Origin of the sequence: Candidatus Phyllobacterium onerii, assembly GCF_028331445.1 — a bacterium.
GTDB lineage: Bacteria > Pseudomonadota > Alphaproteobacteria > Rhizobiales > Rhizobiaceae > Phyllobacterium > Phyllobacterium onerii.
Map to the genome: position 1 here is coordinate 45267 of NZ_JAQMHX010000019.1, position 23939 is coordinate 69205.

At 57.3% G+C, this 23939-nt stretch carries 21 protein-coding genes; 1 reads left to right on the plus strand and 20 read right to left on the minus strand.

Features of this window, described 5'->3' with window-relative positions; genetic code table 11:
• Window position 1 precedes the first annotated feature (1 nt).
• The gene (gene fdhF, locus PHA01_RS26395; RefSeq protein ID WP_271899255.1) at window positions 2-2800 is read left to right on the plus strand and encodes a formate dehydrogenase subunit alpha; all 2799 of its coding nucleotides are present in this window, start codon (window positions 2-4) and stop codon (window positions 2798-2800) included.
• A 114-nt stretch (window positions 2801-2914) separates the two neighbouring features.
• Here the strand turns inward: fdhF and PHA01_RS26400 are convergent, their stop codons facing one another.
• The 20 genes from PHA01_RS26400 to PHA01_RS26495 all read right to left on the minus strand — a co-directional run bounded on the left by PHA01_RS26400 (window position 2915) and on the right by PHA01_RS26495 (window position 23230).
• Window positions 2915-3064 carry a hypothetical protein gene (locus PHA01_RS26400; protein ID WP_271899256.1) on the minus strand — a complete coding sequence of 50 codons (150 nt, stop codon included), beginning with the start codon at window positions 3062-3064 and terminating at the stop codon, window positions 2915-2917.
• A 9-nt stretch (window positions 3065-3073) separates the two neighbouring features.
• Complete coding sequence (locus tag PHA01_RS26405; protein ID WP_271899257.1) at window positions 3074-3706, minus strand: TorD/DmsD family molecular chaperone; 633 nt, start codon at window positions 3704-3706, stop codon at window positions 3074-3076.
• 11 nt (window positions 3707-3717) lie between these two features.
• Window positions 3718-4368: a DUF3306 domain-containing protein gene (locus tag PHA01_RS26410; RefSeq protein WP_271899258.1), complete on the minus strand. Its 651-nt coding sequence runs from the start codon at window positions 4366-4368 to the stop codon at window positions 3718-3720.
• Window positions 4361-4870: a DUF3305 domain-containing protein gene (locus tag PHA01_RS26415; protein ID WP_271899259.1), complete on the minus strand. Its 510-nt coding sequence runs from the start codon at window positions 4868-4870 to the stop codon at window positions 4361-4363. Before PHA01_RS26415 ends, PHA01_RS26410 begins: the two co-directional genes overlap by 8 nt.
• Window positions 4867-5880 carry a DUF6352 family protein gene (locus tag PHA01_RS26420; protein WP_271899260.1) on the minus strand — a complete coding sequence of 338 codons (1014 nt, stop codon included), beginning with the start codon at window positions 5878-5880 and terminating at the stop codon, window positions 4867-4869. The genes PHA01_RS26415 and PHA01_RS26420 overlap by 4 nt, the downstream gene beginning before the upstream one ends.
• Window positions 5877-6410, minus strand: a complete 534-nt coding sequence (locus PHA01_RS26425) for a DUF6505 family protein (protein WP_271899261.1) — start codon at window positions 6408-6410, stop codon at window positions 5877-5879. Before PHA01_RS26425 ends, PHA01_RS26420 begins: the two co-directional genes overlap by 4 nt.
• Before the next feature lie 30 nt (window positions 6411-6440).
• Window positions 6441-8441 (minus strand): 4Fe-4S binding protein, encoded by a 2001-nt coding sequence (locus tag PHA01_RS26430; protein WP_271899276.1) that lies wholly within the window; start codon window positions 8439-8441, stop codon window positions 6441-6443.
• 75 nt (window positions 8442-8516) lie between these two features.
• The gene (locus PHA01_RS26435) at window positions 8517-9524 is read right to left on the minus strand and encodes a formate dehydrogenase subunit gamma (RefSeq protein ID WP_271899262.1); all 1008 of its coding nucleotides are present in this window, start codon (window positions 9522-9524) and stop codon (window positions 8517-8519) included.
• 52 nt (window positions 9525-9576) lie between these two features.
• Window positions 9577-10179, minus strand: a complete 603-nt coding sequence (fdh3B, locus tag PHA01_RS26440; RefSeq protein ID WP_271899263.1) for a formate dehydrogenase FDH3 subunit beta — start codon at window positions 10177-10179, stop codon at window positions 9577-9579.
• A gap of 10 nt (window positions 10180-10189) precedes the next feature.
• Entirely contained in the window at window positions 10190-13141 is a 2952-nt protein-coding gene (locus PHA01_RS26445; RefSeq protein WP_271899264.1) for a formate dehydrogenase subunit alpha, read from the minus strand.
• Window positions 13142-13152: 11 nt separating this feature from the next.
• Entirely contained in the window at window positions 13153-13362 is a 210-nt protein-coding gene (locus tag PHA01_RS26450) for a twin-arginine translocation signal domain-containing protein (protein ID WP_271899265.1), read from the minus strand.
• A 227-nt stretch (window positions 13363-13589) separates the two neighbouring features.
• A complete protein-coding gene (locus tag PHA01_RS26455) occupies window positions 13590-15509 on the minus strand; it encodes a molybdopterin biosynthesis protein (protein WP_271899267.1) in 1920 nt (639 codons plus the stop codon).
• Between the two features lie 32 nt (window positions 15510-15541).
• A complete protein-coding gene (locus PHA01_RS26460; protein ID WP_271899268.1) occupies window positions 15542-16651 on the minus strand; it encodes a molybdopterin-binding protein in 1110 nt (369 codons plus the stop codon).
• A gap of 252 nt (window positions 16652-16903) precedes the next feature.
• Window positions 16904-18133 carry an oxalate decarboxylase family bicupin gene (locus PHA01_RS26465; protein WP_271899269.1) on the minus strand — a complete coding sequence of 410 codons (1230 nt, stop codon included), beginning with the start codon at window positions 18131-18133 and terminating at the stop codon, window positions 16904-16906.
• Between the two features lie 126 nt (window positions 18134-18259).
• Window positions 18260-19069: an ABC transporter substrate-binding protein gene (locus PHA01_RS26470; RefSeq protein WP_271899277.1), complete on the minus strand. Its 810-nt coding sequence runs from the start codon at window positions 19067-19069 to the stop codon at window positions 18260-18262.
• A gap of 32 nt (window positions 19070-19101) precedes the next feature.
• Complete coding sequence (locus PHA01_RS26475; RefSeq protein WP_271899278.1) at window positions 19102-19827, minus strand: ABC transporter ATP-binding protein; 726 nt, start codon at window positions 19825-19827, stop codon at window positions 19102-19104.
• A gap of 5 nt (window positions 19828-19832) precedes the next feature.
• Complete coding sequence (locus PHA01_RS26480) at window positions 19833-20534, minus strand: ABC transporter permease (protein WP_271899270.1); 702 nt, start codon at window positions 20532-20534, stop codon at window positions 19833-19835.
• 109 nt (window positions 20535-20643) lie between these two features.
• The gene (locus PHA01_RS26485) at window positions 20644-20787 is read right to left on the minus strand and encodes a DUF2474 family protein (RefSeq protein ID WP_271899271.1); all 144 of its coding nucleotides are present in this window, start codon (window positions 20785-20787) and stop codon (window positions 20644-20646) included.
• Complete coding sequence (gene cydB, locus PHA01_RS26490) at window positions 20787-21794, minus strand: cytochrome d ubiquinol oxidase subunit II (protein WP_271899272.1); 1008 nt, start codon at window positions 21792-21794, stop codon at window positions 20787-20789. Before cydB ends, PHA01_RS26485 begins: the two co-directional genes overlap by 1 nt.
• Before the next feature lie 5 nt (window positions 21795-21799).
• Window positions 21800-23230: a cytochrome ubiquinol oxidase subunit I gene (locus PHA01_RS26495; protein ID WP_271899273.1), complete on the minus strand. Its 1431-nt coding sequence runs from the start codon at window positions 23228-23230 to the stop codon at window positions 21800-21802.
• Between the last annotated feature and the right edge of the window lie 709 nt (window positions 23231-23939).

Consider the following 23939-nt stretch of genomic DNA (forward strand, 5'->3'; position numbering starts at 1 on the left):
AATGGCAGACGCTATCGAATTCACTTTGGACGGTAAGCCCGTGGCCGCATCCATCGGCGAAACCATCTGGCAGGTGGCAAAACGTGAAGGCGTCAAGATACCCCATCTTTGCCACGTAGACCTTCCCGGTTACCGGACGGACGGCAATTGCCGCGCATGCATGGTCGAAATCGACGGCGAAAGGGTGCTTGCGGCTTCCTGCATTCGCAAGCCTGTGGCGGGAATGATCGTCACGACGGCGACGGAGCGAGCGGTCAAATCGCGGGAAATGGTGTTCGAACTTCTCGCCAGCAATATGCGACCGGCGGCTGACGGCCCGGACAATCAGTCGCTGTTTTGGAACTGGGCCGGTTCCATGGGGATTTCCGGAAGCGATCGGTTCGGATCGAAATTTTCCGATGAAGAAACGGCAGAATTCGATGTGTCCAATCCCGCCATCGCCGTCAATCTCGATGCTTGTATCGCATGCGGCGCTTGTGTAAGGGCCTGCCGCGAAGTTCAGGTGAACGACGTCATCGGCATGGCCGCACGCGGCGGCCACACCGTTCCTGTCTTCGATATGCATGACCCGATGGGAACGTCGACCTGCGTGAGCTGCGGTGAATGCGTGCAGTCCTGCCCGACCGGGGCGCTGTACGAGAAAACTTTGATGGACAAGGCCGGGAAAACCCGCCTCGTTCAACATTTCGACAAGGTGGTGGATACGCTTTGTCCATTCTGCGGCGTCGGTTGCCAAACGAGTGTTGCGGTGAAAGACAACCGGATTGTCCAGGTCGACGGCCGCAACGGCTTTGCCAACGAAAATCGGCTCTGCGTCAAAGGCAGGTTCGGGTTCGACTATGCGATGTCACCGGACCGCCTCACCAAACCGCTCATTCGCCGCGAGGACGCTCCCAAGGCAGGCGAAGCTGATTTGCTAGGTGTCGAACCCCTGACCGTTTTTCGGGAGGCGACATGGGAAGAGGCGCTTGAACGCGCCGGTGAGGGTCTCAAGTCGATCCTCGAGCAGCATGGTGGCCAAGCCTTGGCGGGCTTCGGGTCGGCCAAGGGTTCCAACGAGGAAGCTTACCTGTTCCAAAAGCTTGTGCGCCAAGGATTTGGGACGAACAACGTCGATCACTGTACGCGGCTTTGCCATGCTTCGTCCGTGGCAGCACTCATGGAAGGTGTCGGTTCCGGCGCGGTTTCTGCGCCGTTCAACGATGCTCTTAAGGCAGATTGCATCATCGTTATCGGTGCTCGGCCAACAATCAACCATCCGGTCGCCGCCACGTTTTTCAAACAGGCGGTCAAACGGGGCATGAAACTCGTTGTTATCGATCCCCGCGGTCAGGACCTGATGCGCCACGCCACATATTCACTGCGTTTCAGGCCCGGCAGCGACGTGGCCATGCTCAATGCCCTCTTGCACGTAATCATTGAGGAAGGCCTCTACGACGAACAATATATCCAAGCCAACGTCTCGGGTTTCGAGGCTCTGAAAAGCAAGGTCAAAGATTTTTCACCCGAAGCGATGGCTGAAGTCTGCGGCATAGAAGCGACGGAGTTGAGAGAGGTTGCGCGCACCTATGCGAAGGCTGAGCGATCGATGATCTTCTGGGGAATGGGCATCTCCCAACATACACACGGCACCGACAATTCTCGTTGCCTGATCGCCTTGGCGCTGATCACCGGACATATCGGTCGGCCAGGCACCGGCCTCCATCCGCTTCGCGGTCAAAACAACGTGCAGGGCGCTTCGGATGCCGGCCTCGTGCCGATGTATTATCCCGATTACAAGTCCGTGGAGAATATCGATATTCGCACCCGGTATGAGAATTTTTGGGGTCAGACCCTCGATCCCAATAGAGGGCTTACGGTGGTGGAGATCATCGATGCCATTCATACCGACGTAATAAAAGGAATGTACATCATGGGTGAGAACCCGGCGATGTCCGATCCCGATCAGACCCATGCACGCGCGGCCTTGGCGAAGCTGGAACATCTGGTTGTCCAGGACATCTTCATGACGGAGACCGCCTGGCATGCCGACGTGGTGCTTCCGGCCTCCGCCCACGCGGAAAAATTCGGAACGTACACGAACACCAATCGTCAGGTGCAGATGGGGCGTCCCGCCCTCGAACTACCGGGCGAGGCACGCCAGGACCTCGACGTGATCGTCGACCTTGCAAAACGGCTTGGCCTGAACTGGAATTACGGCAGTGTCGCAGATGTCTACGCCGAGATGTCGAGCGTCATGCCGTCGCTCAACCATATTTCGTGGGAACGTATTGAACGCGAGGGATCTGTCATCTACCCGGCAGAGGGCGATGATGTTCCCGGCAATGAAATCGTCTTTTCGTCCGGCTTCCCGACGAGCGACGGCCGCGCCCGCATCGTACCGGCCGACCTTCTGCCGCCGGATGAAGTGCCGGACCACGAGTACCCCCTTGTCCTGACGACAGGACGGTTGCTCGAACACTGGCATACCGGGGCAATGACAAGGCGGGCAGGGGTTTTGAACGCGATCGAGCCGCAGGGAATCGCTGCCATGAATCCCCGTCAGATCGAACGCAGCGGCTTGTCGCTCGGGGACATTGTCCAGGTGGAAACCCGGCGTGGCCTGGTTGACGCTGTTTTGAGGGCGGACAGGGAAGTGGCGGACGGAATGATATTCATGCCGTTTTGCTTTAATGAAAGTCCGGCAAACCGATTAACAAATCCCATGCTGGATCCCTTCGGTAAAATTCCGGAGTTCAAATATTGCGCGGCACGCATCGCAAAAAAGGACGAGATTCGTTCGACATTTTCTGCCGAATGACATCCGCCCACGGTTTGCTTGCTGCGACGCCTCGGATGACCATCATCTACGCGGCCTGCCCGGGTGAGCGAATTGTCGAGCCGATTTCATCTGATGAACCGCAAAGCGTCAGTTTTATTCGCTTGCGTCACCAGCCTCAGGTTCGCGCACCCCATACGAGCTGAAGGCGGTTGAAGCCGACTCCTGGAAACCGAAATCAAGGACCACTCCCGCACCCACCGCAATCAAGAGGATCGCCACACACGCCGATATGAAAACACGCATCGCCATCTCCTATCCTGGGTCCGCAAGTTCGAATGCCTTGCGCTCAATATCCATGAAGACTCGTCCGACCGTCCCTACATTGTTATAGAAAGGGACGCCCGTCGACTTCTCGAGATCTGCAAAAAATCGTGACATCCAGGGAGCCATTTGCTCTCGAAAAAAATCGCGTTGCGACGAAAACGGTATTGCCATTTCACCACCGGCCGCGACCGCCATGAACTCACAAATCGTTGCGGCATGATCTTCCGGTTCACCGTCATGTTCGACTTGGCTAAGGCCAAGTTCCTGGAAAGTCTCGCGCAACCGCAATAATGGCCTTCCGTAGAGGGAGCCCGTTATGTAGTAAGAGGCGTAGGGCAACAATCCCTTGGTCCCAAGGCCCCCGAACAGATCAAAATATTCCTCGGACACGGCATCAGGCTTCATCTGCTCCGCACATTGCGCGAGTTTGGTATGCGCCAGGCCGAGCTCACTTCCGTCACCCGTCAACGCTGCTATGCGGTTTAGTAAATCGGCCGTCGGCTCCCGCTTCAGTAAATTGGCAAGAAGCGCGTATTCCTGCAGGCGAGCAAGGTCCACCTCGTCGATCTGGACCGACCTTTTGCCAGTATCGAATGCGACATCGACATTCCCGAAAATCATCGTTCATCTTTCTAACGAGGCAGCGCGCTGCCGTGCGATTTGCGCTGTTTGCCCAGAGTTTCTTCGACAATCTCGACGGGCTCGGGATTTGCTGCGGAGGTTTCCGCAACGAGCTGCGAGGCTTGATCGATCGGATTTTGTTTTCGCTGTTCTAGCTGCGTTTGGTTCCGGGGCTCACCTGTGAGGTCGCCGGCTCGTGCAAGCTTATCAAGCGTATCGTTCGCATTTTTGAATTGACCCACCGCCTGGGCCACAAGGACCGCGACATTGTCCGTTTCGCGCAGCGGTCCGAAACCCGGTATGCCGTTCGGGGCAGTAAAGTCCCACTGGTTTTCGGCAATTCCTATAAAATCTCGAATCGCCGGGTCGGTTGACCAGGCCCGCCGCAACGCCTTTATTTTCAACTCCTCGGGCACACCCAATTGCAGAAACGCGCGGATATCCGTGCCCGGAATTATCGATTCGACGGAAGGCAGTGTCTCCGGATCGAAGACTGGTTCAATGGGGTGGACGTCCGGGATCGTATCGAGGGTCGGCGGCTGCGAGGGCGATGCCATATCCGGTACTTCTACCGAAAGGTCAAGATCGCGCTGGGATGCGTCCTTCTCTTGGGATATCTTGAGCCGCGACCATCGTGCGACGAAGCTTTCTTGATCAGCCATCACGCCTTCTCTGCCTTCCGTCGCGGTTTGAGGATACTTGATGCTCCGATGGGGTACGGCGTCGTTTGATGAATGGCTGCTCGACGTGATGCACGGCAATGAAGTCCTGAATCTTCAATGCAACGGCCTCCGGCATGGCAACCGTCTCGACGATATCGTGACCCGCATCCGTCAATGCTTCACCCTCCGCCGGATCTGCGGTAACTGCAATCAGTTCCGCGTTGGCTTCTGCCGGGCGTATCACTACCCATAACAGCGGTGAGCCCGATGTCAGGTTTTCCCGATAGTAGACGGTCTCGGTTCTGTGAAGTTCGATAACGGCGTGCCCTGCGTAGAACAACTGGACGTCTGTATCCGCACCCACGGGTGTCCACGGCTCGGTAACCGGCACACCCGCAAGAACGGAAACCGGACGCCACAGATAGTCGGCCCACGGGCTTTTTGCCCTGCGCCGTTCGACCACGACACCGACTGGAATGGTTGCGAGAGCAGTGGACCTCAATTGACTTTCTCCAATAGGGACAAAGGCAGGCCGGTGACGAGATTTTGCGGCTTTAACCGGATGACCTCATCGCCATCCATAGCGAGCATAAGATAAACCGGCTCTCCACGCACCTTTTCAATCACGTCGGCCGGGTCAAGAAACGTGAGGCGATAGAGGCTGATCAGCCTTCCTTGCGACGTCTCGTCGATTTCCTCATTGTTCCATAAGGCGTCACCCAGGCTCGTCGCTCCGGAATCCAACCCTACATACCAGGCCAACGTTGCATCTTGCAGTTCGGCCAGTGGTTCGACCGTGACCTCGACGCCTAACAAATGTGAGACCCATCGCGCAATCACCTCGCCGAGAGCCCTCAGACCTTGCTGGCCTGCGGTGAGATTGAGTGCCATATCGAATTGATCGCTGCGGGACCAGTAACGTATGGACGAACTCTCGCTGAGTACATCGACTCTGGATGTCGGCGGCAGTCCGAGCCACGCCAGTAGCGGTGAATCATGCCGATCGCCGTGATGTTCAGCGATTTCGAGATCAGTGGCGAAAACGCTTCCATCCTCCGTGGTCAATTTCTGCGGCCGGAAAAACATTTCTGCTGCACGCAATACAAAAACGTCCTCGCACTCGTTAAGGACGTTTCGCAGTATAGTCTGAATGAGATGACCGATGAACATCTGCGGAAACTTGTGAGACCGGCGGGCGATGTCGAGATAAGCAGCCTCGATCGTGGAGAAGCCGGCAAGGTGATCGCGCCATTCGATCATAACGCTCCAGTTTTCGCGCGCGTCGGTATCCTGGATGCGCGCGACTTCGGCCGCCGTAACCGCACGCCACGGATCTTCCAATAACGAACCGTGCAATGCACGTTCCTCGGAACACGCCTCTTCCGGAGGAACCAGCTCGGGTCTGGCAAGGTACGCTTTGAGAAAATCGCCCGTTACGCAAAGTCGACCATCGGGATTACGATCCAGCAAGTGATGGCCGCTCGAGAGCCAGAAATCGTGAAGCACATTCATCGGGCGGCCACCCCACCCAAGGTAGTGAGGTCCACCTGTTCCTCAGCGGCATCTTCGCCGACCACTTCGACGAAATTGAACGCGAAGGAATGAGTGCGGGTGCCAGGACGCAGGGTACGGAATGCTTCACGGATCGTTTCGTTCTCGAAGCTGCGCGTGACCGCGACGATCAGCCCAGCAGGATGATCGCAAAGTGAAGCGGCGAAATTGATCTCGTCTTCCGCGGCGCGCCTTGCCGTCTGAATATCCGGCGCATGGAAGTCCGATAGAAGTCTTTCGGCCAGCGCGTCGATCGCCAAGAACAAATCGTCGTCGGAAGCATTGACGATTTGAGCCAACGTGGATCGGCCAAGTGAATTCACGCCCAAAAATCCGGCACGGAACGCCGCACGTTGTTTGCCGACAAGCGCTCGCACATCCATGCCCCAGAAGGCAAATGCGCCAGAGACGGCCCATTCGCCGGGCTCAGCAGGTCGCTCAAAAACGAAATTGTCCGAAGCATCGAACTGAACCGTGCGCAGCAATTTCATTGGGCATTCTCCGGGCGTGAATTGCAGTGCTCAATCATCAGCCACCTTTGTGAAGTCTGACCCCGGTTTGGCGTTCTCGCGGTGTTTCAGATAATCGTCCGTTGTTTTGATGACGCGATCCGGTCCACCATATGGATCGAAGTTTTCTTGCGAAACAACCGCTACCCGGCAATCCTCGCACATTTTGATCAGATCAAGGCGACGCGAGGATCCCTTGAACATCCAGTGGCCGTCTTCGAGCTTTGCAACTACACGATCGACGGTGCTCTTGACGCCGAACGGCTTGCTGCAACTGATGCAGCAAAAAGGATCCTCCTGTTTCAGGATTTTTGGCGGACCGCTGATCGCCCTGAAATCAATCTGCGGCCGTAGAGCAATGGCGCTCTCGGGACAAGTCGCTTGGCATAGGCCGCATTGGACGCATGCGTCTTCGGTAAAACGCAGCATCGGCTGGTCGGGATTGTCGCTTAGCGCGCCTGTCGGGCAGGCCGACACGCAAGACAGGCAGAGGGTGCACGCGTCCACTTGCAAATCGACGGCGCCAAAGGGAGCGAGGGCCGGAAGGAGGATGACCTCCACGGGATTTGGTGCGGCGCGATGAAGCTCGCTCAATGCAAAGCGCAGGATACTCCTCTTACTGCCGGTAGTGAGAAAGCTTGAAGGGCGCGGCGCTGTTGGCAGGAACGGCAGGTCATGCAAGGTCAGGCCCAGCACATCAGGATCGTCGGTTTCGATCGTCGCAATCCGAACAGACTCAAAACCGAGACCGGCGAGAACAGGTTCGGCCAATGCAATCGTCCGACGAAGGCCGGACACATCGTGCCGGGGTTTTTCGCGGAGCATGAATCTCACGGACGCTCCGCCGTATGCAAAGATCGCCGCGATACTCTCGAGCCCCACCTGAGTGACCTCATTGATTTCGATGGGTAAGGTGTTGGCCGGCAGACCGTCACCGTGACGAGCGAGCGCCTCAATCAGCGGCGTACCATGATCCGCATCATGAAACAGAATGACCGGATATTTTCCGCCGGCTTGCCGATAAGCGAGAATCGCCGCGCGCAATTTGCGCACGAGCGCATCTTCCGGCGGCATTGCATAGGCTGCCGCTCCTGTGGGACACGCGGCAGCGCACTGTCCGCAGCCGGCGCATATGTTCGGATCAATTGCGACGTAATCGCCTTGAGGTGAGATCGCGCCGGCGGGACAGAGATCCAGACAACGGGTGCAGCCAACGATCTGTGAGCGCGAATGAGCGCAAAGAGAAGGGTCAAATGATACGAAGCGCGGCTTTTCGAAAACACCGACAAGGTCCCGGGCCTTCAAGACCGCAGCCAACGTTTCCGCGCGATTGCCGGGATCCGCTCTCAAATAGCCGTCGCGAAGTTCGCCTGCCGGAAACAATGGAGTTCCACGCGTCAGATCGAGAATAATATCGCATCGCGATCGAGCATCATTTCTTGCCCGTCCGAAGGCCAAAGCACGTCGTGATGAGGCCAACGGTTCGGCGAAATCATCGACGACGATATCGAACGCGCCAAGATGCCCGGTCGCGTTTCTGATCTTGCCTTTGACGACGGGGAATTCGGTCCTTTCGGGAACGATCTCCGCCTGAGGCTCGATCAGCACCGTGACGTCAAGATGGCTCTGAAGCAAACGTCCCGCATCTATAGCCGTTTCATCACGGCCATATATGAGAACAACGCCGCCGCTTTCGATTGAAACAGCTACCGGAGCAGGCATTGGCACCGTGGCAGCGGCGAGCAGAGCCGCCATCTTTGGCCCAGTTTGAAGAGCATCTTTCGACCATCCCGCCATCTCACGCACGTCGGCGAAGGCGATCGGCGCAGTGCGCCCGGCATCCAGCGCCGCGCCCGACAACACTCCGCTTTTGAAGGTGCAGCCGACTACGAGCGGCCGGTCTTGTCCGGCAATCTGTTGGAAGCGATTCAACTCCGAACCGCAAAGCTGGCTGGCTGTCGTCACATTTTCGCTTTGGCAGCCGCGGCGGACCGCATCTGCGTCCAACGGCATGGTGTCATCGCACGAGCAAATCAGAAAATGATGGGAGGAACCCTGCGTGGCCATGACCGTCTTTCCGTGGATGAACTACTCGGCCGGCGTCGCCAGCGGAGACTTTGGCCCATTGCCCTTTGCGATCTGTTCCTCGGCCCAGCGATCATGGTGCTCCTTGGCCCAGTTAAGATCGACTTCTCCCGTGCCCATCGCTTCAAAAGCGCCTTCCATGCCCAGGGTGCCGATGTAGATATGGCCGAGTATCAAGGCAATGAACAACACTGCCACCGCAGAGTGGACCACCTGCGCGATCTGCATTCCGAAAATGTCGGTGACCGAAAACGGAAACAGAAGAAGAAATCCGGACACCGATATTGCCAATCCTGCGCCAAGCGACAACCAGAACACCAGCTTTTCTCCAAGATTGAATCGTCCTGCTGGTGCGTGCTTCGACGCAATAAACCCGCCGCCCTGTTTGACCCATTCGATATCAACCCGCTGAAAGAAGTTATCCTTGACGAAGATCACTGCGATGAGGACGAGTCCAACGACGAATGCGAAACTCACGAAGTTGTGGATGTACTTCGAAACTTCAGAGACTGCCGTGAAAGCTTCGGGGCCGACCACGGGCAAAAGCAGGATTTTGCCAAACGTGATATTGAGGCCCGTCAGCCCAAGAAGCACGAATGACGTAGCCGTCAACCAATGCGAAAAACGCTCGATGGCTTTGAAACGAGCAAGCTTCAGTCCGGAACGACCTTCCTTGATGGGAAGCCTCCCAAGTGCGATATAGGCGACCCCCAAGAGCAGGAGCGTGCCCAGGATCACGATGGCTGCGCCCCAATGCAGCAAAACTTCGTGAAAGTAATCCCACATCCGTCCCGCGGGCTGGATCAGCACTGCGGCTTTGCGGTCAGGAATGTCGATCCGACCTTCGATACGGGAAAGCTCATTCAAGAGTTGCTGCTCTTGAACACTGCTTGCTGTCGGGTTTGGAGCTCCGTCAGGTCCAAGCTTTTGCGCCAAGGCAGGTGCACTACAGATGGCCAACGCCAACGATGCCGCGAAAAGAACGGCGTGAAAGTATCTGGAAACCGTCATGGCGCTCGCCTTTCCAAAACGTAGGTGCGATCACTCAGAAGTTGATAACCGCCTAGACCGAAATCGTCTCATGGTATGCAGTCAACCAACCCCATGCTCCCGAACCGTATCCGCGCTTGAGAACACGTTCCTTGTAAATTTGTGCGATGATCTCGCCATCCCCGGCCAACAGCGACTTGGTCGAGCACATCTCGGCGCACAACGGAAGTTTTCCTTCCCCGAAGCGGTTCGAACCGTATTTCTCGAATTCAGCAGCGCTACCGGCCTCCTCCTGACCGCCGCCGCCCGCACAATAGGTGCACTTGTCCATCTTGCCGCGCGATCCGAAATTCCCGACTTTCGGGTACTGGGGAGCACCAAATGGACAGGCATAAAAACAATAGCCGCAGCCGATGCAGAGATCCTTGGAATGAAGCACGACGCCGTCTTCGGTCGGATAGATGCATTCCACCGGGCAGACGGCCGCGCAAGGCGCATCCGTGCAATGCATGCACGCCATCGACACTGATCGTTCGCCGGGTTTGCCGTCGTTGATGGTCACGACACGGCGTCGGTTGATACCCCACGGCACTTCATTTTCGTTTTTGCAAGCCGTGACGCAGGCATTGCAATCGATGCAGCGATCGGCGTCGCAGAGAAATTTCATTCGCGCCATTGTTCGCTCCTTACGCTACCTGGATCTGACAGAGCGTGGCTTTCGGCTCTTGCATGCCGGTCGCCGGGTCGTAGCCGTATGTGGTGAGCGTGTTCACGCTTTCACCGAGCACGAACGGATCCGCGCCTTTGGGGTAATGACTGCGTCGATCGTCACCCTCGTACCAGCCAGCGAAATGATACGGCATCCAGGCGAGCCCTTTGCCGACACGCTCTGTCACAAGAGCCTTCATTCGCGCCTTTGATTGACTTTCGGGTCCGAACACCCAGACCCAGGATCCGTCCTTGATCCCGCGTTCGCCTGCGTCGGCGACGTTGATCTCGACGTACATCTCCTGTTTCAATTCGGCGAGCCATTTGTTCGATCGCGTCTCCTCGCCGCCGCCTTCATATTCAACCAGCCGGCCCGAACTCAGGATCAACGGAAACTGTTTGGAGATGCCGTTGTCGACCGCTGCCTTCTGAACGCTGAAGCCGACATTCGGCACCCGGAATTGCCGCGCATCCGGCAGTGTCGGATAAGACGAAACGAGATCCGGACGGGGCGTATAGATCGGCTCGCGGTGAACGGGGATGGGGTCGGGAAGATTCCATGCGATCATGCGAGCCTTGCCGTTTCCGTAGGGCGAGCAACCATGCGCGATCGCGACACGTTGAATTCCGCCGGACAGATCGGTGGACCATGACACGGTATCCGGCTTGGCGGGGTTAACCCGCTGGATGACCGCCAGTTCGTCAGGCGTCAGGTCCTTGTCCCAACCGAGTTTCTTTAAAACTCCCAGCGTGAATTCCGGGTATCCGTCCTGAATTTCGGAGCCGGCCGAATACGATCCTTCCGCCAGGAGATTGTCATGGTCCTCTGTCTCGACCTCTTGCCCGTTCACCGTCGCCTTGCGTTTGACAACGCGCTCGACACCAAATCGCGCCCGGAAAGTTCCCCCGCCGTCTTTCACAGCCAAGTTGGTATTATAGAGGATTGGCGTTCCGGGATGCTTGAGTTCGGGTGTTCCCCAGCACGGCCAGGGCAAGCCGTAGTAGTCGCCGCCCACTTCAGGATCATCGATCGGCGCGCGCATGGTCACGAGATCAAACTTCGCCTGATTGCGCATGTGCGCCTTCAGGCGTTCGGGCGACTGTCCGCAATAACCTGTAGACCAGCCGCCGCGGTTGATTTCTCGCAAAATATCTTCCGCCGAGACTTTGCCGTTCTCGACCTTGATATTCTTGAACATCAGGTCGGCAAAACCAAACTTCACGGCAAAGCGATACATCGTGTCGTAATCGTTTTGCGACTCGAACACCGGATTGACAATCTTCTCACCCCATTGAAGGGATCGATTGGAGGCAGTCCGCGAGCCGTCCATCTCAAAGCTGGTGCACGCCGGCAATAGATACGTTCCGTCTTTTCTCTCCGAGAGCACGGACCATGCGGTCGGATACGGATCGCAGACCACCAACAGTTCAAGCTTTTCAATACCGCGAACTGCCTCGGGCATGCGCGTAATCGTGTTAACGCCATGTCCCATAACGAACATCGCTTGCAATGTGTCAGGCTGACTGACTTGATCTTTCGGCAACAGAGTTGCGTCGAACCACCTGGTGCTCGGAATGCCTGGCGCTTCCATCAATGTTTTGCTCGGGAAGCGCGATTTCATCCACTCGTAATCCACCTCCCAGACCCTGCACCAGTGACGCCAGGCCTCTTCGGCAAGACCGTAATAGAGCGGCAACGTCGTGACATCGAGTCCAAGATCGGTCGCTCCCTGCACGTTGGTATGACCACGGAAAATGTTCGCGCCTGCACCCGCATATCCGACGTTGCCGGTTGCAAGCAGCAGCAGGCAACTGGCACGCACGTTGGCTGTGCCCGTAGAAAATTGGGTCTGGCCCATTGCCCAGATCAACGTCGAGGGCTTCTGCATGGCGAAAGTCTCCGCAACATGCCGCACCTGTGCTTCCGGCAATCCGGTGACCCGCTCGACTTCGGATGGTGTCCACTTGGCGACTTCTTTCCTGACATCATCAACGCCGTAAACACGTTGACTGAGAAATTCCTTGTCTTCCCAGCCGTTTTGAAAAATGTGCCACAACATGCCGTAAATCGTGGCGATGTGCGTTCCCGGACGCACACGGACATATTCAGTCGCGTGCGCAGCCGTCCTCGTCATTCTTGGATCGACAACGATCATATTTGCTCTGTTGAGTTCCTTGCCTTCAAGGATGTGTTGCAAGGATACCGGATGCGCTTCCGCCGGGTTGCCGCCCATCACCAGAATCGTTTTGGAATTGCGGATGTCGTTGTAGCTGTTGGTCATCGCCCCGTAGCCCCAAGTGTTGGCGACTCCGGTAACGGTGGTTGAATGACAAATTCGCGCCTGATGGTCCGAGTTATTGGTCCCCCAGAACGCAGCGAGCTTTCGATTGAGATAAGCGGCTTCGTTGGTAAACTTGGCTGAACCGAGCCAATAAACGGAATCCGGCCCTGACTTCTCCCTGATCGCAAGGAGCTTGTCTCCGATCTCCTCGACAGCTTGATCCCAGGAGAGGCGGACCCACTTGCCATCCACCAATTTGACGGGATAACGCAGCCTGCGCTGGCTCAACACGTCGTCACGGACCGCCGCGCCCTTACAACAATGCGAACCTCTATTGATCGGACTATCGTAGACAGGCTCCTGGCCGATCCACACACCACTGGATACTTTGGCGATAACCGAGCAACCGACTGAACAATGCGTACAAACGTTCTTTCGGGTTTCGACGGTAGCGCCTGGCGCAGGTGGCGGGCCCCCCTCGGCCCTTCGAACTCCAAGCGGAAGCGTCCCGACTGCGGACAATGCCCCCGCTGCGACCCCCGCCCTTTTCAGGAACGTCCGACGTCCCATTTCGCCACTGGGGAGCGAGCTTAGATCTGCAGCGAACGTTCCGAGGCTATGTGCATGATCCGACTTTTTAACGAGCATGTCGGCCTCAATTACTTGGAAGGATAGCGGTTGACACGATAGAAGTTTTTCACTTCGTCGGAATTCGCTTGGTAGCGCGGCCTGCGTTTGCCTCCTGCATCGCTGGGAAACGCGACAGCAGACTCTGACAGGGCTGTGCCCATCGCCACAGCCGCGGTGCCGACGGTCGCCAATGATAGAAGATCACGACGACGAATTAGGAAGGAGGATTGTTTTTTCATAGAATTCGATCCTTGTTACATCGGACGAATTGCGCGCTGGCTCCCAGCTAACTTTTGGAAGACTACTCTTTATCCGATTAAAGAAAAGTCCGCTATATGGTCGCAGGCTGCTCGGTGCAGCAGGCGAAGAACTGCTTATTCTCGCGTTGTCCTGCCGTTCGGCGCGGACATCAACCTGGCGTTTTTGTCGAGGGCCTCCATCCGTATAGTTGCCCAATACGCTTGGGTCAGACTGGCCGGAAACCAGCCCGCTCCAGCGCAGTGCGGGTTTCCTCTGAATGCAACGACTCCAAAAATGCTGCTACTCCAGGCCTGTTCTTTCGCGCCGCAACCAACGCAAAGTCATAATTCTCTTCGGCCAAAGGCAGAAACCCAAGGCCGGCAGCATTGGCAACCGGCGCTATGGTCATCCCCCAATCCGCGCGGTGCTGCGCAACGGCGGCCGCCACCGCATTGTGGGACTTAGGTTGATTCCAGTATCCGTCGGGGCGTTGGCCGGCGAGCAGCCGATCAATCAGAACCCGCGTTCCGGAACCCTGATTGCGATTGACCATGATACATTCAGAATCCGTGAGAGCTGCTTCCACCGCTGCTCGGGCATCGCGCCCCTCAAAGCGAGTATCACCCACGCGAAATGCAACGCCTTGCATGCGGCGATAGCCCGGAACGAGTTCCAATCCCGGTCGGAGAAAGGGCAGATTGTAAGTATTGGTCTTTTCGTCAAACAGATGGATCGGCGCTATGTCGCATTCGCCGCGGCCAGCGGCAGCTAGCCCGCCGAGACTTCCAACGGATATCAATCGCACCAACAGATCCGCATGTGCCAAAGGCGCGGTGACAACGTCGAGGCCGATGCAATGGCTGCCGATAATTACAAGGTCAGGAACGCGGACATGCGGGGTAAACATCGTCACCTCTGCGTCGGTACCACCGGCGATATGATCGGCAAGCGCGTCAATTCGGAGGAAACCATCGGCCTGTGTGAATGCAGTGATCGCTCCGGAACTTTTGCCCGAGGGATATGCGATAAGTCCATTTTCGCCCTCGACGAGCGACACCATCACGAACTCGGCACGGCCAAGCTCGGACCCGATGCGGACCGGCGCGCGCGCCTGCACCCTAGTATCCGCTCGCGGAGGGAGACCTGCCATCCGCCGCAAAACGGGCACTATCATGTCATGGAAAGTAAACATCGCGGAGGTCGGAAAGCCCGGCAGGATCACCACTGGTTTGCCATCGCAGACTGCAAGACACAACGGCTTTCCCGGTTTCAGCGCCACGCCATGAGCGATGACGCCCGGCTTGCCCAGACGCGACAGGATACGATGGGACACGTCACCTGCGCCCTTCGAGGTGCCGCCGGATAGGACCAGCATATCGCTATCAGTCAACGCGGCACGCATACCTGCCTCAAGCTCCACCTCGTCGTCTGCAAACAGCCCGGCAAACCACGGCACGCCACCGTTCTCGCTGACAGCGGCAGAAACGATCGGCCCGTTGGTGTCGTAGATAGATGCCGGACGCAGAGACTGTCCCGGTTCGACAAGTTCGTCGCCGGTTGAAATGATCGCAACTTTGGGCTTCCGAACGACAGGGACCCGCGCAATGCCGCATGCCGCCAGCATGCCGACTTCACGCGAACCGATAACGGTGCGCGCCCGCAACAGGACTTCACCGCGTGCAATGTCAGAACCGGCGTAAGAGACGAATTGTCCCGGTGAAGCAGTGCGTCCGACTTGGATCGTGCTTTCACCCTCGGGTTGGGTATGCTCGATCATCACTACGGCATCCGCGCCGCGTGGAATCGGACCGCCGGTCGCAATCGGTGTCGCCGTCCCCGGTTGAACAAGCTGCTGCGGGGCGACGCCGCAAGCAATGACCTCTTGGTTCAAGCCAAGCCGAATTGGGTTGTTTGCAGTCGTTACTTTTAAATCCGCCGAGCGAACGGCAAACCCGTCGACATTCGAACGGTCGAAGGGAGGAACGTCCATGGGAGCGACGACATCATCCGCCAACGAGTGACCGAGCGCATCCGCCAAGGGACGCAATTCCGTTGGCAGGGGCCGTGTAAAAACCGCTGCCTGAAAGCGCGATAGCGCGTCCTCACGAGACAGGATTGTGAGAAACTGCTCCTGATCAAAGCTCACCGTAGGAAGTACTCCTCACACAAATATCACCATTATTTCTCATCGCCGAACCGATAAGCCTGGCAAAGCTCGCCCGCCGGAAAGCCTTCACCATCGGCCGGGACCAGCATCCACGCGTCGGCTTGCGAGAGCGCCCACAACGGTAACTCACCGACAGCGAGTGGCAACCATTCGCCAGCTTGGCTGGCCAGCAACACAACTTCCGCAACACCCACTGCCGACGAAATCTTCCGCCTGATAGGGCGCAATTCAATAGGTCTCTCGCGGCTTGTCAATCTGTCCAGCAAAGGCAAACCCACCGCCAGCCAGGTCCCGAGAGCACCCTCCAGGTCCCCCGGCAAGGCGATGATCGGTGTGTCTCCTTTGCGTCCAACTGCAGCTGTCCGCCCGGGTGTGATCGCGATGCCGTGCGCAACGGGAATGTCAATGCTCCGAAGACTATCGATCGTCACGTCTGTTTTTCCAGAGCCCGTCCCACCGATTGTTACAATGAGATGGGCCTCGGTCGCCACCATAGCCGAGGCGATTGCAGTCGTTGTCTTGGCGACATCCATCCTGGTCACGACAGCGCCGGCCCTCGCAGCGGCTTCAGCGATATACTGGGCGGTGAACGACTGATCGCCGCCGCCTGACACATTGATAATTTGAAGTCGCGGCGTGCGCACCGATAGTGATTCCAGCCCCAATTTCGTTGCAATAAGGGAATGAATGGCCCGGACTTTTTGCCCCGGACTTAAAACCACAAAATCTGCGGCAACCTCTGCCCCTACGGGTCTCGTTCCCTCTCCGGGCCTCGGTTCGGAGACGATTTGGAAAATATCATCCTTTTGGTCGAGCCACGCGGATTCGATCACGGTGTCGCATTCGTCAGGCAGAAACTCCCCACTTTCCACCCAGCTGGGTCGCATCATCAATAGTGCAGGTGAATAAGATGATGCGCCGACAAGGTCCAATGCCCGAACAGCCCAGCCATCGGTAACGGCGATCGATTTAGCGGGTAGTGGGCTCGATGCAATCAAGCCTGCTGAAATACGGCCGACCGCCTCATCAACAGGCTGCTGACTGATGGGAATGATCTCCACTCCTGCAAGCAAGACATCCAGTGCGTCGTCGCGCGAAATGAGGGCGCATATCGAATTCATGACGCAATCGATAACACCTTTCCCATAAAAATTCGACGCATATCGGCCATATCGGAGAGGGTGGTATAACCCCCGGCAAGGCGTCGACCCATCGACGTCGGACGATGCTCCTATCGTCAGTTTGTTGCTGGCACCTGCTTGCGGAAAATGAGTACTCAAGCTAGTTCCATGCATCTCCGCGGCTGGACCCATATAGTAAACCCTTGTTGGAACAGGCCGCTTCACAGCCCCGGCCAAATTCGCAATCAACATTTAGCTTAACGGGCGCACGGGATTTTTGGTTTTCTGCAGCGCGTTCGTTATCTGTGGATCCAGATTGAGGTGAGCCTTCAGCAGCTCGGGCGGTGTGAGAGCTAGCCATTGATTGAGTGAGAGATCGGCATAGTAACTGCTCTTGAACACTTCGAGAAAACGCAGCGGCTCATTTCCGGTGTTCTCGACATAGTGCCCCATGGCATAGGGAACATAACCCACGTCGCCGGCCTGAAAGTCGAAGGTACGGGCCTGACCCGATGACGCAAATACCCCCATGCGGCCTTGCCCTTGGATGTAATATTGCCACTCGTCCGTATTGGGATGCCAGTGCAGTTCACGCATGCCGCCGGGCTCCACCTCCACAAGCGCCGCCGCGATTGTTTTGGAGGCTTCGAAATTACTCGAGTCGGTTATGCGTACTGTTCCGCTCTTTGTCCTGATCGGTTCCTGTGCCAGCATCCGGTGGCTGAAACTTTGCGGCACGGGTTCGACACCCTGCAATTTATCCGGCCCGAGCGGAGCAGGAACGGATGCCTTGAAGATATAAAGCGCACCTGGATCGGGTAGCGCGCCGAACAATGATGCCGGTGCCCCGAAATTCTTTGCAAGGACGTCCTTTGGCGTATGTTTGAACCAGTCGCTCAAAAGGAAAGTGCTGTCTTCATCGAAGCCGCCGCTGTCGAAAACGAGCAAGAATTCACATCCGTCCGGCCCAAGTCCCTGGATCGAGTGGGGGATGCCGCCCGGGAAATACCAGAGATCGCCGACTCCGACATCGTCAACGAAGTTGCGGCCCTGCGCATCGATGGCGGTGATCCGCGCGGAGCCGTAGAGCATATAGGACCATTCAGCTTCCTTGTGCCAATGAAGTTCGCGGACGCCCCCCGCGTTGAGACGCATGTTCACGCCAGCGATGTTCTTGGAAATGCCAAGTTCGCGTTCCGTAATCTGACGGGCCCAGCCACCACTTTCCTGCCGTACGTGGGAGTCGGAGAAAGAAAAGCGAAGGTTCGGCAGCGTGCCATGATCGGTGGAGGGCGGGTCCAGCATCTCCGGGTTCTGTTGATCACGAGAGATGTTGCGGGGCCCGGGATCGGTGCCGCCTACACCAGCGCCACGACTTGGCTGCGGCACTTGATCTGCAGCGCGGGCCACAGTCGTGGCTGCGGCCAGCAAACCACCTGCAGCTCCGGCAGTCAGGACCTTTCGACGTGACAGGGCTTTCATTTCAATCCACTCCAAAAGCGTGTTGCAGACGTTCCAGCCGAATATCGACCCTCCAACAACCATAGCATTTCGGCGCTCGCGGAATTGATCAAACGCTGCGCAAATTGGATAATCTCATCATTTAATTTATTGAGTTTCCGCTGCGTTCGGGAAGAAGAGTTGCTGGCCGTTGATTTTGTATTCGGCGATGGCATTCTGGCCGTCCTTGGAAATGAGCCAGTCGATGAACGCCCGGCCCTGTTCTGCCTTCACGTGCGAATGTTTGCCGGGATTGACCAGGATCACGCCATACTGGTTGAACAACTTGGCATCGCCCTCGACCACGACTTCAAGCGGCCCTTTATTATCGAATGACAGCCACGTGGCGCGGTCGGTCAGGGTATAGGCGGGCATTTGCGCCGAGGTGTTGAGCGTCGGTCCCATGCCCGCGCCGAGCTCACGATACCAGTCGCCGGAGGGGTTGATCCCGGCCTGCTTCCAGAGTGCAAGTTCGGCCTTGTGCGTTCCCGAGTCGTCGCCGCGCGAAGCGAAGGCCGCGTTGCTCGCCGAGATCTTCTTCAGCGCGGCCACGGCATCCTTGCCGCCTTTGATGCCGGCGGGATCGTCGCCCGGTCCGACAATCACGAAATCATTGTACATGACTTCCCTGCGTCCGATCCCGGAACCCTCTTTTACGAACTCCTCTTCGGCAGCCTTTGCATGGACAAACACGACGTCTGCGTCACCGCGTCGCCCGGTATCCAGGGCTTGGCCGGTACCTTGGGCGATAACTCGAACCTCAATGCCGGTCCGGTCTTTGAAGATCGGGAGAATGTGGCCGAACAGACCGGATTGCTCCGTGGATGTCGTTGAGGCAACGGTAATGAAGGCCTCGGCACTGGCGAGCCGCGGTAGCGAACACAACGCAAGCGCGCCGGCGACTAAAATATATCTCATAACGTTCATAGTCATTTCTCCCTTGAAACGGCTCACCACAAAAGTTCACCATTGATAAATGCCCGCGCCGCGTCAGACCGGGGGCGCTCGAAGAACTCCTTGGCCGGGGTTTGCTCAAGAATTCGGCCGCGATGCAGGAAGAGGACCTCGTCAGCGAGACGCTGTGCCTGGCCGAGGTCGTGGGTAGTCATGAGGATGGTCATGCCGTCGGCATGAAAAGCCTTGATCATATCTTCCACCGCCCGGGTTGCCGTGGGATCAAGCGCCGAGGTCGGCTCGTCCAGAAAGAGCACCTCCGGATCGAGCGCCCATGCCCGCGCCATCGCCAGGCGCTGCTGCTCCCCTCCGGACAGGATGCGCGCAGGTCGGCGTGCAAGCTCGACCAGGCCGAAGCGCGCAAGCGCCTCGTTCGCCCTCGAGAGCGCGTCCCTCGGGGATGATCTCGTGAGACTTAGCGCGTGCGTCAGATTGGCCAAGGCAGAGCGGCGGAGCATCACCGGCCGCTGGAACACCATCGCGTGACGCTTTCGGCCCTCGGTGTAAGCTGCGCCGTTCCACGTGACCGAGCCTAAGGTCGGTTTAAGGAGGCCATGGCAGAGCCGCAGTGTCAGGCTCTTGCCTGCGCCATTTGGACCCATGATGATCGTACGCGTGCCGCGAGCAATCTCGAAAGAAATATCATCTACGAGCGCACGTCCAGCGATGTTGTAAGTCAGTCCTTCCGCACGGAGCGGGAGTATCGAGAAGCTGCCATGCATCGCTGTCACCCTGCCACCTTCTGTGCGATTCGTCCCGTGGCGTAAGCCGCTGCATTCAGTAAAAGTGTAATCGTGAGCAGGATAATTCCAAGGCCGAGCGCGAGGGCGAGATCGCCTTTACTCGTTTCAAGTGCAATCGCCGTCGTCATTGTGCGGGTGTAACCGGCGATGTTGCCGCCGATGATCAGGATCGCTCCAACCTCGGCGCTGGCACGGCCGAAACCTGCCAGAATCGTCGTGATCAAGCTGAAGCGGCCGTCCCACAAAAGCGTGGGGATTGCCTGAAGCCGCGTCGAGCCGAGCGAGCGCAGTTGCTCTTCATATTCGCCCCAGAGATCCTCGACGACTTGGCGTGTCAGCGATACGATGATGGGTGTGATCAGCAGCGATTGTGCCACGATCATCGCCGACGGGGTGAACAGGATTCCAATCCAGCCCAGCGGACCGGATCGAGATAGCATCAGGTAGACCATCAAACCCGCAACCACGGGCGGCAGTCCCATGAGCGCATTAAACGCCACGACGAGGAAGGAGCGCCCAGGGAAACGCGCCAGCGCCAGCGCCGCGCCGAGCGGAAGTCCGATGATGGCTGATACGAGCAACGCGGTCAACGAGACCGCCAGGGACAAGCGTACGATCTCGCCTAGAACGGCGTCGCCGCTCAGGATCAGACTTACCGCGGCAGTGAAGGCGTTGTCCTCGTGCATCCCGCAATTCCTTGCGTCCATTATCGCAGGGAATTGGCTTGCGGCAACCCTAGTAATCCGCAGGCACAACTCTCTTCGCCGTACGGTTGGATGCCCAGCTTGCATGGGGCTAGACAGTTAGCCCAGCAAGGTTCATGAACACGCGAAACACCGCGGCCGCGACTGCCAGGCCAGCAACGCTGGCCGCCCAGATAACCAGGAGCCAGAGCAGTCGGCGCAGCCATGGTTTCGGTGGAGCTGTATTGGCCGGCATCAGTGGTATCCTTCGCCGGCCCTGACCTTGCCCCGGAAGACATAATAGGACCAGGCCGTATACATCAGGATGAACGGTATAACGAAAAGCGCGCCAACCAGAGTGAAGCCCAAGCTTTCCCCTGGAGAGGCGGCGTCCCAAATCGATACGGAGGGCGGAATAATGTTCGGCCATAGACTGATGGCGAAGCCGCTGTAGCCCAGAAAGACGAGCAGAAGGGAGAGAATGAAGGGCGCTGCATGGGTTTCTCGACGCAGTGTGAACACGATTGTCCAAGTCACGAGAAGGACAAGCAAGGGAACGGGCGCAAAGAAAAACAGATTTGGGATGGAAAACCAGCGCGCAGCGACGTCCGGATGTGACAGCGGTGTCCACAAACTGACGATGACGATTGCCAGCAGAACCAGATAGGCGATCGGCCGGGCGAGTTTCTTCATGCGTTGCTGCAGCGAACCCTCCGTTTTCATGATCAGCCAGGTTGAACCCAACAATGCATAGGCGGCAACAAGCCCGATTCCTGTGAAAAGACTGAACGGACTGAGCCAGTCCAGACCGTCACCGGAATATACGCCGCCGGAGACCTCAAATCCGTTGATGAACGCGCCAAGGGAAACACCCTGCGCAATTGTGGCAACATAGGATCCCCACGCAAACGCCTTGTCCCAGAAGGGTTTGTGCGCGACATGGGCCTTGAAGCGAAACTCGAAGGAGACGCCGCGCCATATAAGCCCCAACAACATGACGACCAGCGGCAGATACAGTGCACTTAGAATCACCGAATAGGCGAGGGGGAAGGCTGCGAGCAAGGCGGCTCCGCCAAGAGCCAGCCATGTTTCGTTGCCGTCCCAGACCGGCGCGACGGTATTGACCATGGTGTCGCGGTCGTGGCGTTCGGAAATAAACGGAAAGAGGATGCCTATACCCAGATCGAACCCGTCCATGATCACGTACATCATAAGGCCGAAGCCAATGATGATTGCCCAGATCAGCGGAAGATCTATACCCATCGTCGTCACACCTCGTCATTGCCAGGGATTAAAATGGTAGGGTCCATGTCATCGGGCGCTGCTGAAAGCGGCCGCGCAGGACGCTGTGATTGGTCGACGTTGGGTGGGCTGGCGTCCGCTTCATCAGGTCCGGTCGCGACCAGCTTCAACATGTAGCCGATGCCGGTGCCGAAGACCGCGAAATAGACCACGATAAACAAAGTGAGCGTCGTTGAGAGTGCCAGTACTGAATGATTGGATACAGCGTCCTTGGTGCGCATCACGCCATATACGATCCAGGGCTGACGGCCGATTTCAGTGGTGAGCCAACCCGCAAGGATGGCGATCAATCCTGCAGGCCCCATCAGCAAGGCAAAGCGCAAGAACAGACGCGAGCCGAACAACTTCCCTCTCCATCGCAACCACAGGCTCGATATCCCAAGGAGGAGCATTAGCATTCCGAGACCCACCATTATACGGAAGGTCCAGAAGACAACGGTGGAGTTTGGCCGGTCTTCCCGCGCAAACTCCTTCAAACCTGGGACATGGCCGTTAAGGTCATGGGTGAGAATGAGGCTGCCGAGATAGGGTATCTGCAGCGCGTATCTCGTGGTCTCGGCCGTCATATCGGGTATCCCGAACAGAATGAGGGGGATGCTTTCGCCCGGCGTATTCTGCCAGTGACCTTCAACGGCGGCTATCTTTGCCGGCTGGTGTTTGAGTGTGTTGAGGCCGTGCGCGTCCCCGATGACGACCTGGATTGGTGCTGCGATTAAGATCATCCACATAGCCATTGAAAACATTGCGCGTATCGCCGGCGTGGAGCGCCCCCGCATTATGTGCCACGCGCCCGATGCTCCGACAAACAAGGCTGTTGCCAAATATGCCGCAACCGTCATGTGGGCAAACCGATAAGGGAAAGAGGGATTGAAGATCACCTTTAGCCAGTCGGTGGGGACAACGCGGTTGTTGATGATCTCGAAGCCTTGCGGTGTTTGCATCCAACTGTTGGAGGCAAGGATCCATGTCGCCGAAATCAGGGTTCCCAACGCAACCATGCAAGTTGCAAAGAAATGCAGGCCTGGTCCAACCTTGTTCCAACCAAACAACATTACACCCAGAAACCCGGCTTCAAGAAAGAATGCGGTCAGCACTTCATAGGCGAGCAGCGGTCCGGTAATGCTTCCCGCGAAGGCCGAAAAGTAGCTCCAGTTGGTGCCGAACTGGTAAGCCATCACCAGCCCGGAGACCACGCCCATGGCAAAGTTTACCGCGAAAATCGTCGACCAGAAGCGGTAGAGCTGCCGATGGACCTCCCTGCATTTCCAAAGCCACAGACCCTCAAGGACAACGAGATAACTTGCCAGTCCGATGGTGATCGCGGGGAATATGATGTGGAACGAGATCGTGAAGCCGAACTGAATTCGAGCGAGTTCGAGAGCTGATAGTCCGAACATTAGCTTCCGTTTCGCTGTTTACTCAAGGATGCATCCGATTTGGATTTGGGAGTAGGATTCCTGCTTGTCGCCATCCTCCGCAATCGAAGGAGCAAGTTCTTGTCCGCAAAGCTCACTTTTGGAACGCAAGCGGCTAAAAGACCGACATTCGCCTAACGGGCCGATTGATAGAATGTCCCGGCGGGTCAGCGCTACTAATTATCATGACTTCCATTTCGACGTGCCTGTGGACGACCCGGAATTCAAAACTGATGTCTTCCCGTTGCATGGTCGTCTGGAAATCGCGGCCAGCCTCGCTTGAGGCAAGCTCCGCTTCAGTTCTGTTGCGTTGGAGATCCGACGGATGGCACCTTCTCCCCGTACGAAGGACTCCGCCGGGTGCCGGGCCAGCCGGACGGGGCTGCAAAAATTCCGACAAGGTGGGAATGGTGGCGCTGACAAAGCTGGATTGCATACTGCATCCGCGCCTCACCGGCGGTAGAGAAATCGACAAATACGAGAACGGTTCCAAGGGGCATGCCGAGTCCCTTTCATAACAGCCGGAGAACTATTAGCAGTGTCATCGTTCAAACAGCGCCCTGTGCCTTCAATAAAACCTTGAGAGCCAATGCGAAAACCAGCGCGTCGGGAGGAGCGACCGAACGCAAAGGAAGCCAGCATGCTCCAGGTAATTGTACTTATATGCGCCGCGGGGATTTCGCCGCCCGAA

Excerpts from the sequence above, each read along its gene's own strand:
- PHA01_RS26450 (WP_271899265.1), bottom strand. The coding sequence starts at position 13,362 with ATGAAAAAACAATCCTCCTTCCTAATTCGTCGTCGTGATCTTCTATCA.
- PHA01_RS26480 (WP_271899270.1), bottom strand. The coding sequence starts at position 20,534 with ATGCACGAGGACAACGCCTTCACTGCCGCGGTAAGTCTGATCCTGAGC.
- fdh3B (WP_271899263.1), bottom strand. The coding sequence starts at position 10,179 with ATGGCGCGAATGAAATTTCTCTGCGACGCCGATCGCTGCATCGATTGC.
- PHA01_RS26405 (WP_271899257.1), bottom strand. The coding sequence starts at position 3,706 with ATGATTTTCGGGAATGTCGATGTCGCATTCGATACTGGCAAAAGGTCG.
- PHA01_RS26425 (WP_271899261.1), bottom strand. The coding sequence starts at position 6,410 with ATGAAATTGCTGCGCACGGTTCAGTTCGATGCTTCGGACAATTTCGTT.
- PHA01_RS26485 (WP_271899271.1), bottom strand. The coding sequence starts at position 20,787 with ATGCCGGCCAATACAGCTCCACCGAAACCATGGCTGCGCCGACTGCTC.
- PHA01_RS26495 (WP_271899273.1), bottom strand. The coding sequence starts at position 23,230 with ATGTTCGGACTATCAGCTCTCGAACTCGCTCGAATTCAGTTCGGCTTC.
- PHA01_RS26470 (WP_271899277.1), bottom strand. The coding sequence starts at position 19,069 with ATGAGATATATTTTAGTCGCCGGCGCGCTTGCGTTGTGTTCGCTACCG.
- PHA01_RS26475 (WP_271899278.1), bottom strand. The coding sequence starts at position 19,827 with ATGCATGGCAGCTTCTCGATACTCCCGCTCCGTGCGGAAGGACTGACT.
- fdhF (WP_271899255.1), top strand. The coding sequence starts at position 2 with ATGGCAGACGCTATCGAATTCACTTTGGACGGTAAGCCCGTGGCCGCA.
- PHA01_RS26460 (WP_271899268.1), bottom strand. The coding sequence starts at position 16,651 with ATGAATTCGATATGCGCCCTCATTTCGCGCGACGACGCACTGGATGTC.
- PHA01_RS26435 (WP_271899262.1), bottom strand. The coding sequence starts at position 9,524 with ATGACGGTTTCCAGATACTTTCACGCCGTTCTTTTCGCGGCATCGTTG.
- PHA01_RS26410 (WP_271899258.1), bottom strand. The coding sequence starts at position 4,368 with ATGGCTGATCAAGAAAGCTTCGTCGCACGATGGTCGCGGCTCAAGATA.
- PHA01_RS26430 (WP_271899276.1), bottom strand. The coding sequence starts at position 8,441 with ATGCCGTTGGACGCAGATGCGGTCCGCCGCGGCTGCCAAAGCGAAAAT.
- cydB (WP_271899272.1), bottom strand. The coding sequence starts at position 21,794 with ATGGGTATAGATCTTCCGCTGATCTGGGCAATCATCATTGGCTTCGGC.
- PHA01_RS26445 (WP_271899264.1), bottom strand. The coding sequence starts at position 13,141 with ATGCTCGTTAAAAAGTCGGATCATGCACATAGCCTCGGAACGTTCGCT.
- PHA01_RS26465 (WP_271899269.1), bottom strand. The coding sequence starts at position 18,133 with ATGAAAGCCCTGTCACGTCGAAAGGTCCTGACTGCCGGAGCTGCAGGT.
- PHA01_RS26420 (WP_271899260.1), bottom strand. The coding sequence starts at position 5,880 with ATGAATGTGCTTCACGATTTCTGGCTCTCGAGCGGCCATCACTTGCTG.
- PHA01_RS26400 (WP_271899256.1), bottom strand. The coding sequence starts at position 3,064 with ATGCGTGTTTTCATATCGGCGTGTGTGGCGATCCTCTTGATTGCGGTG.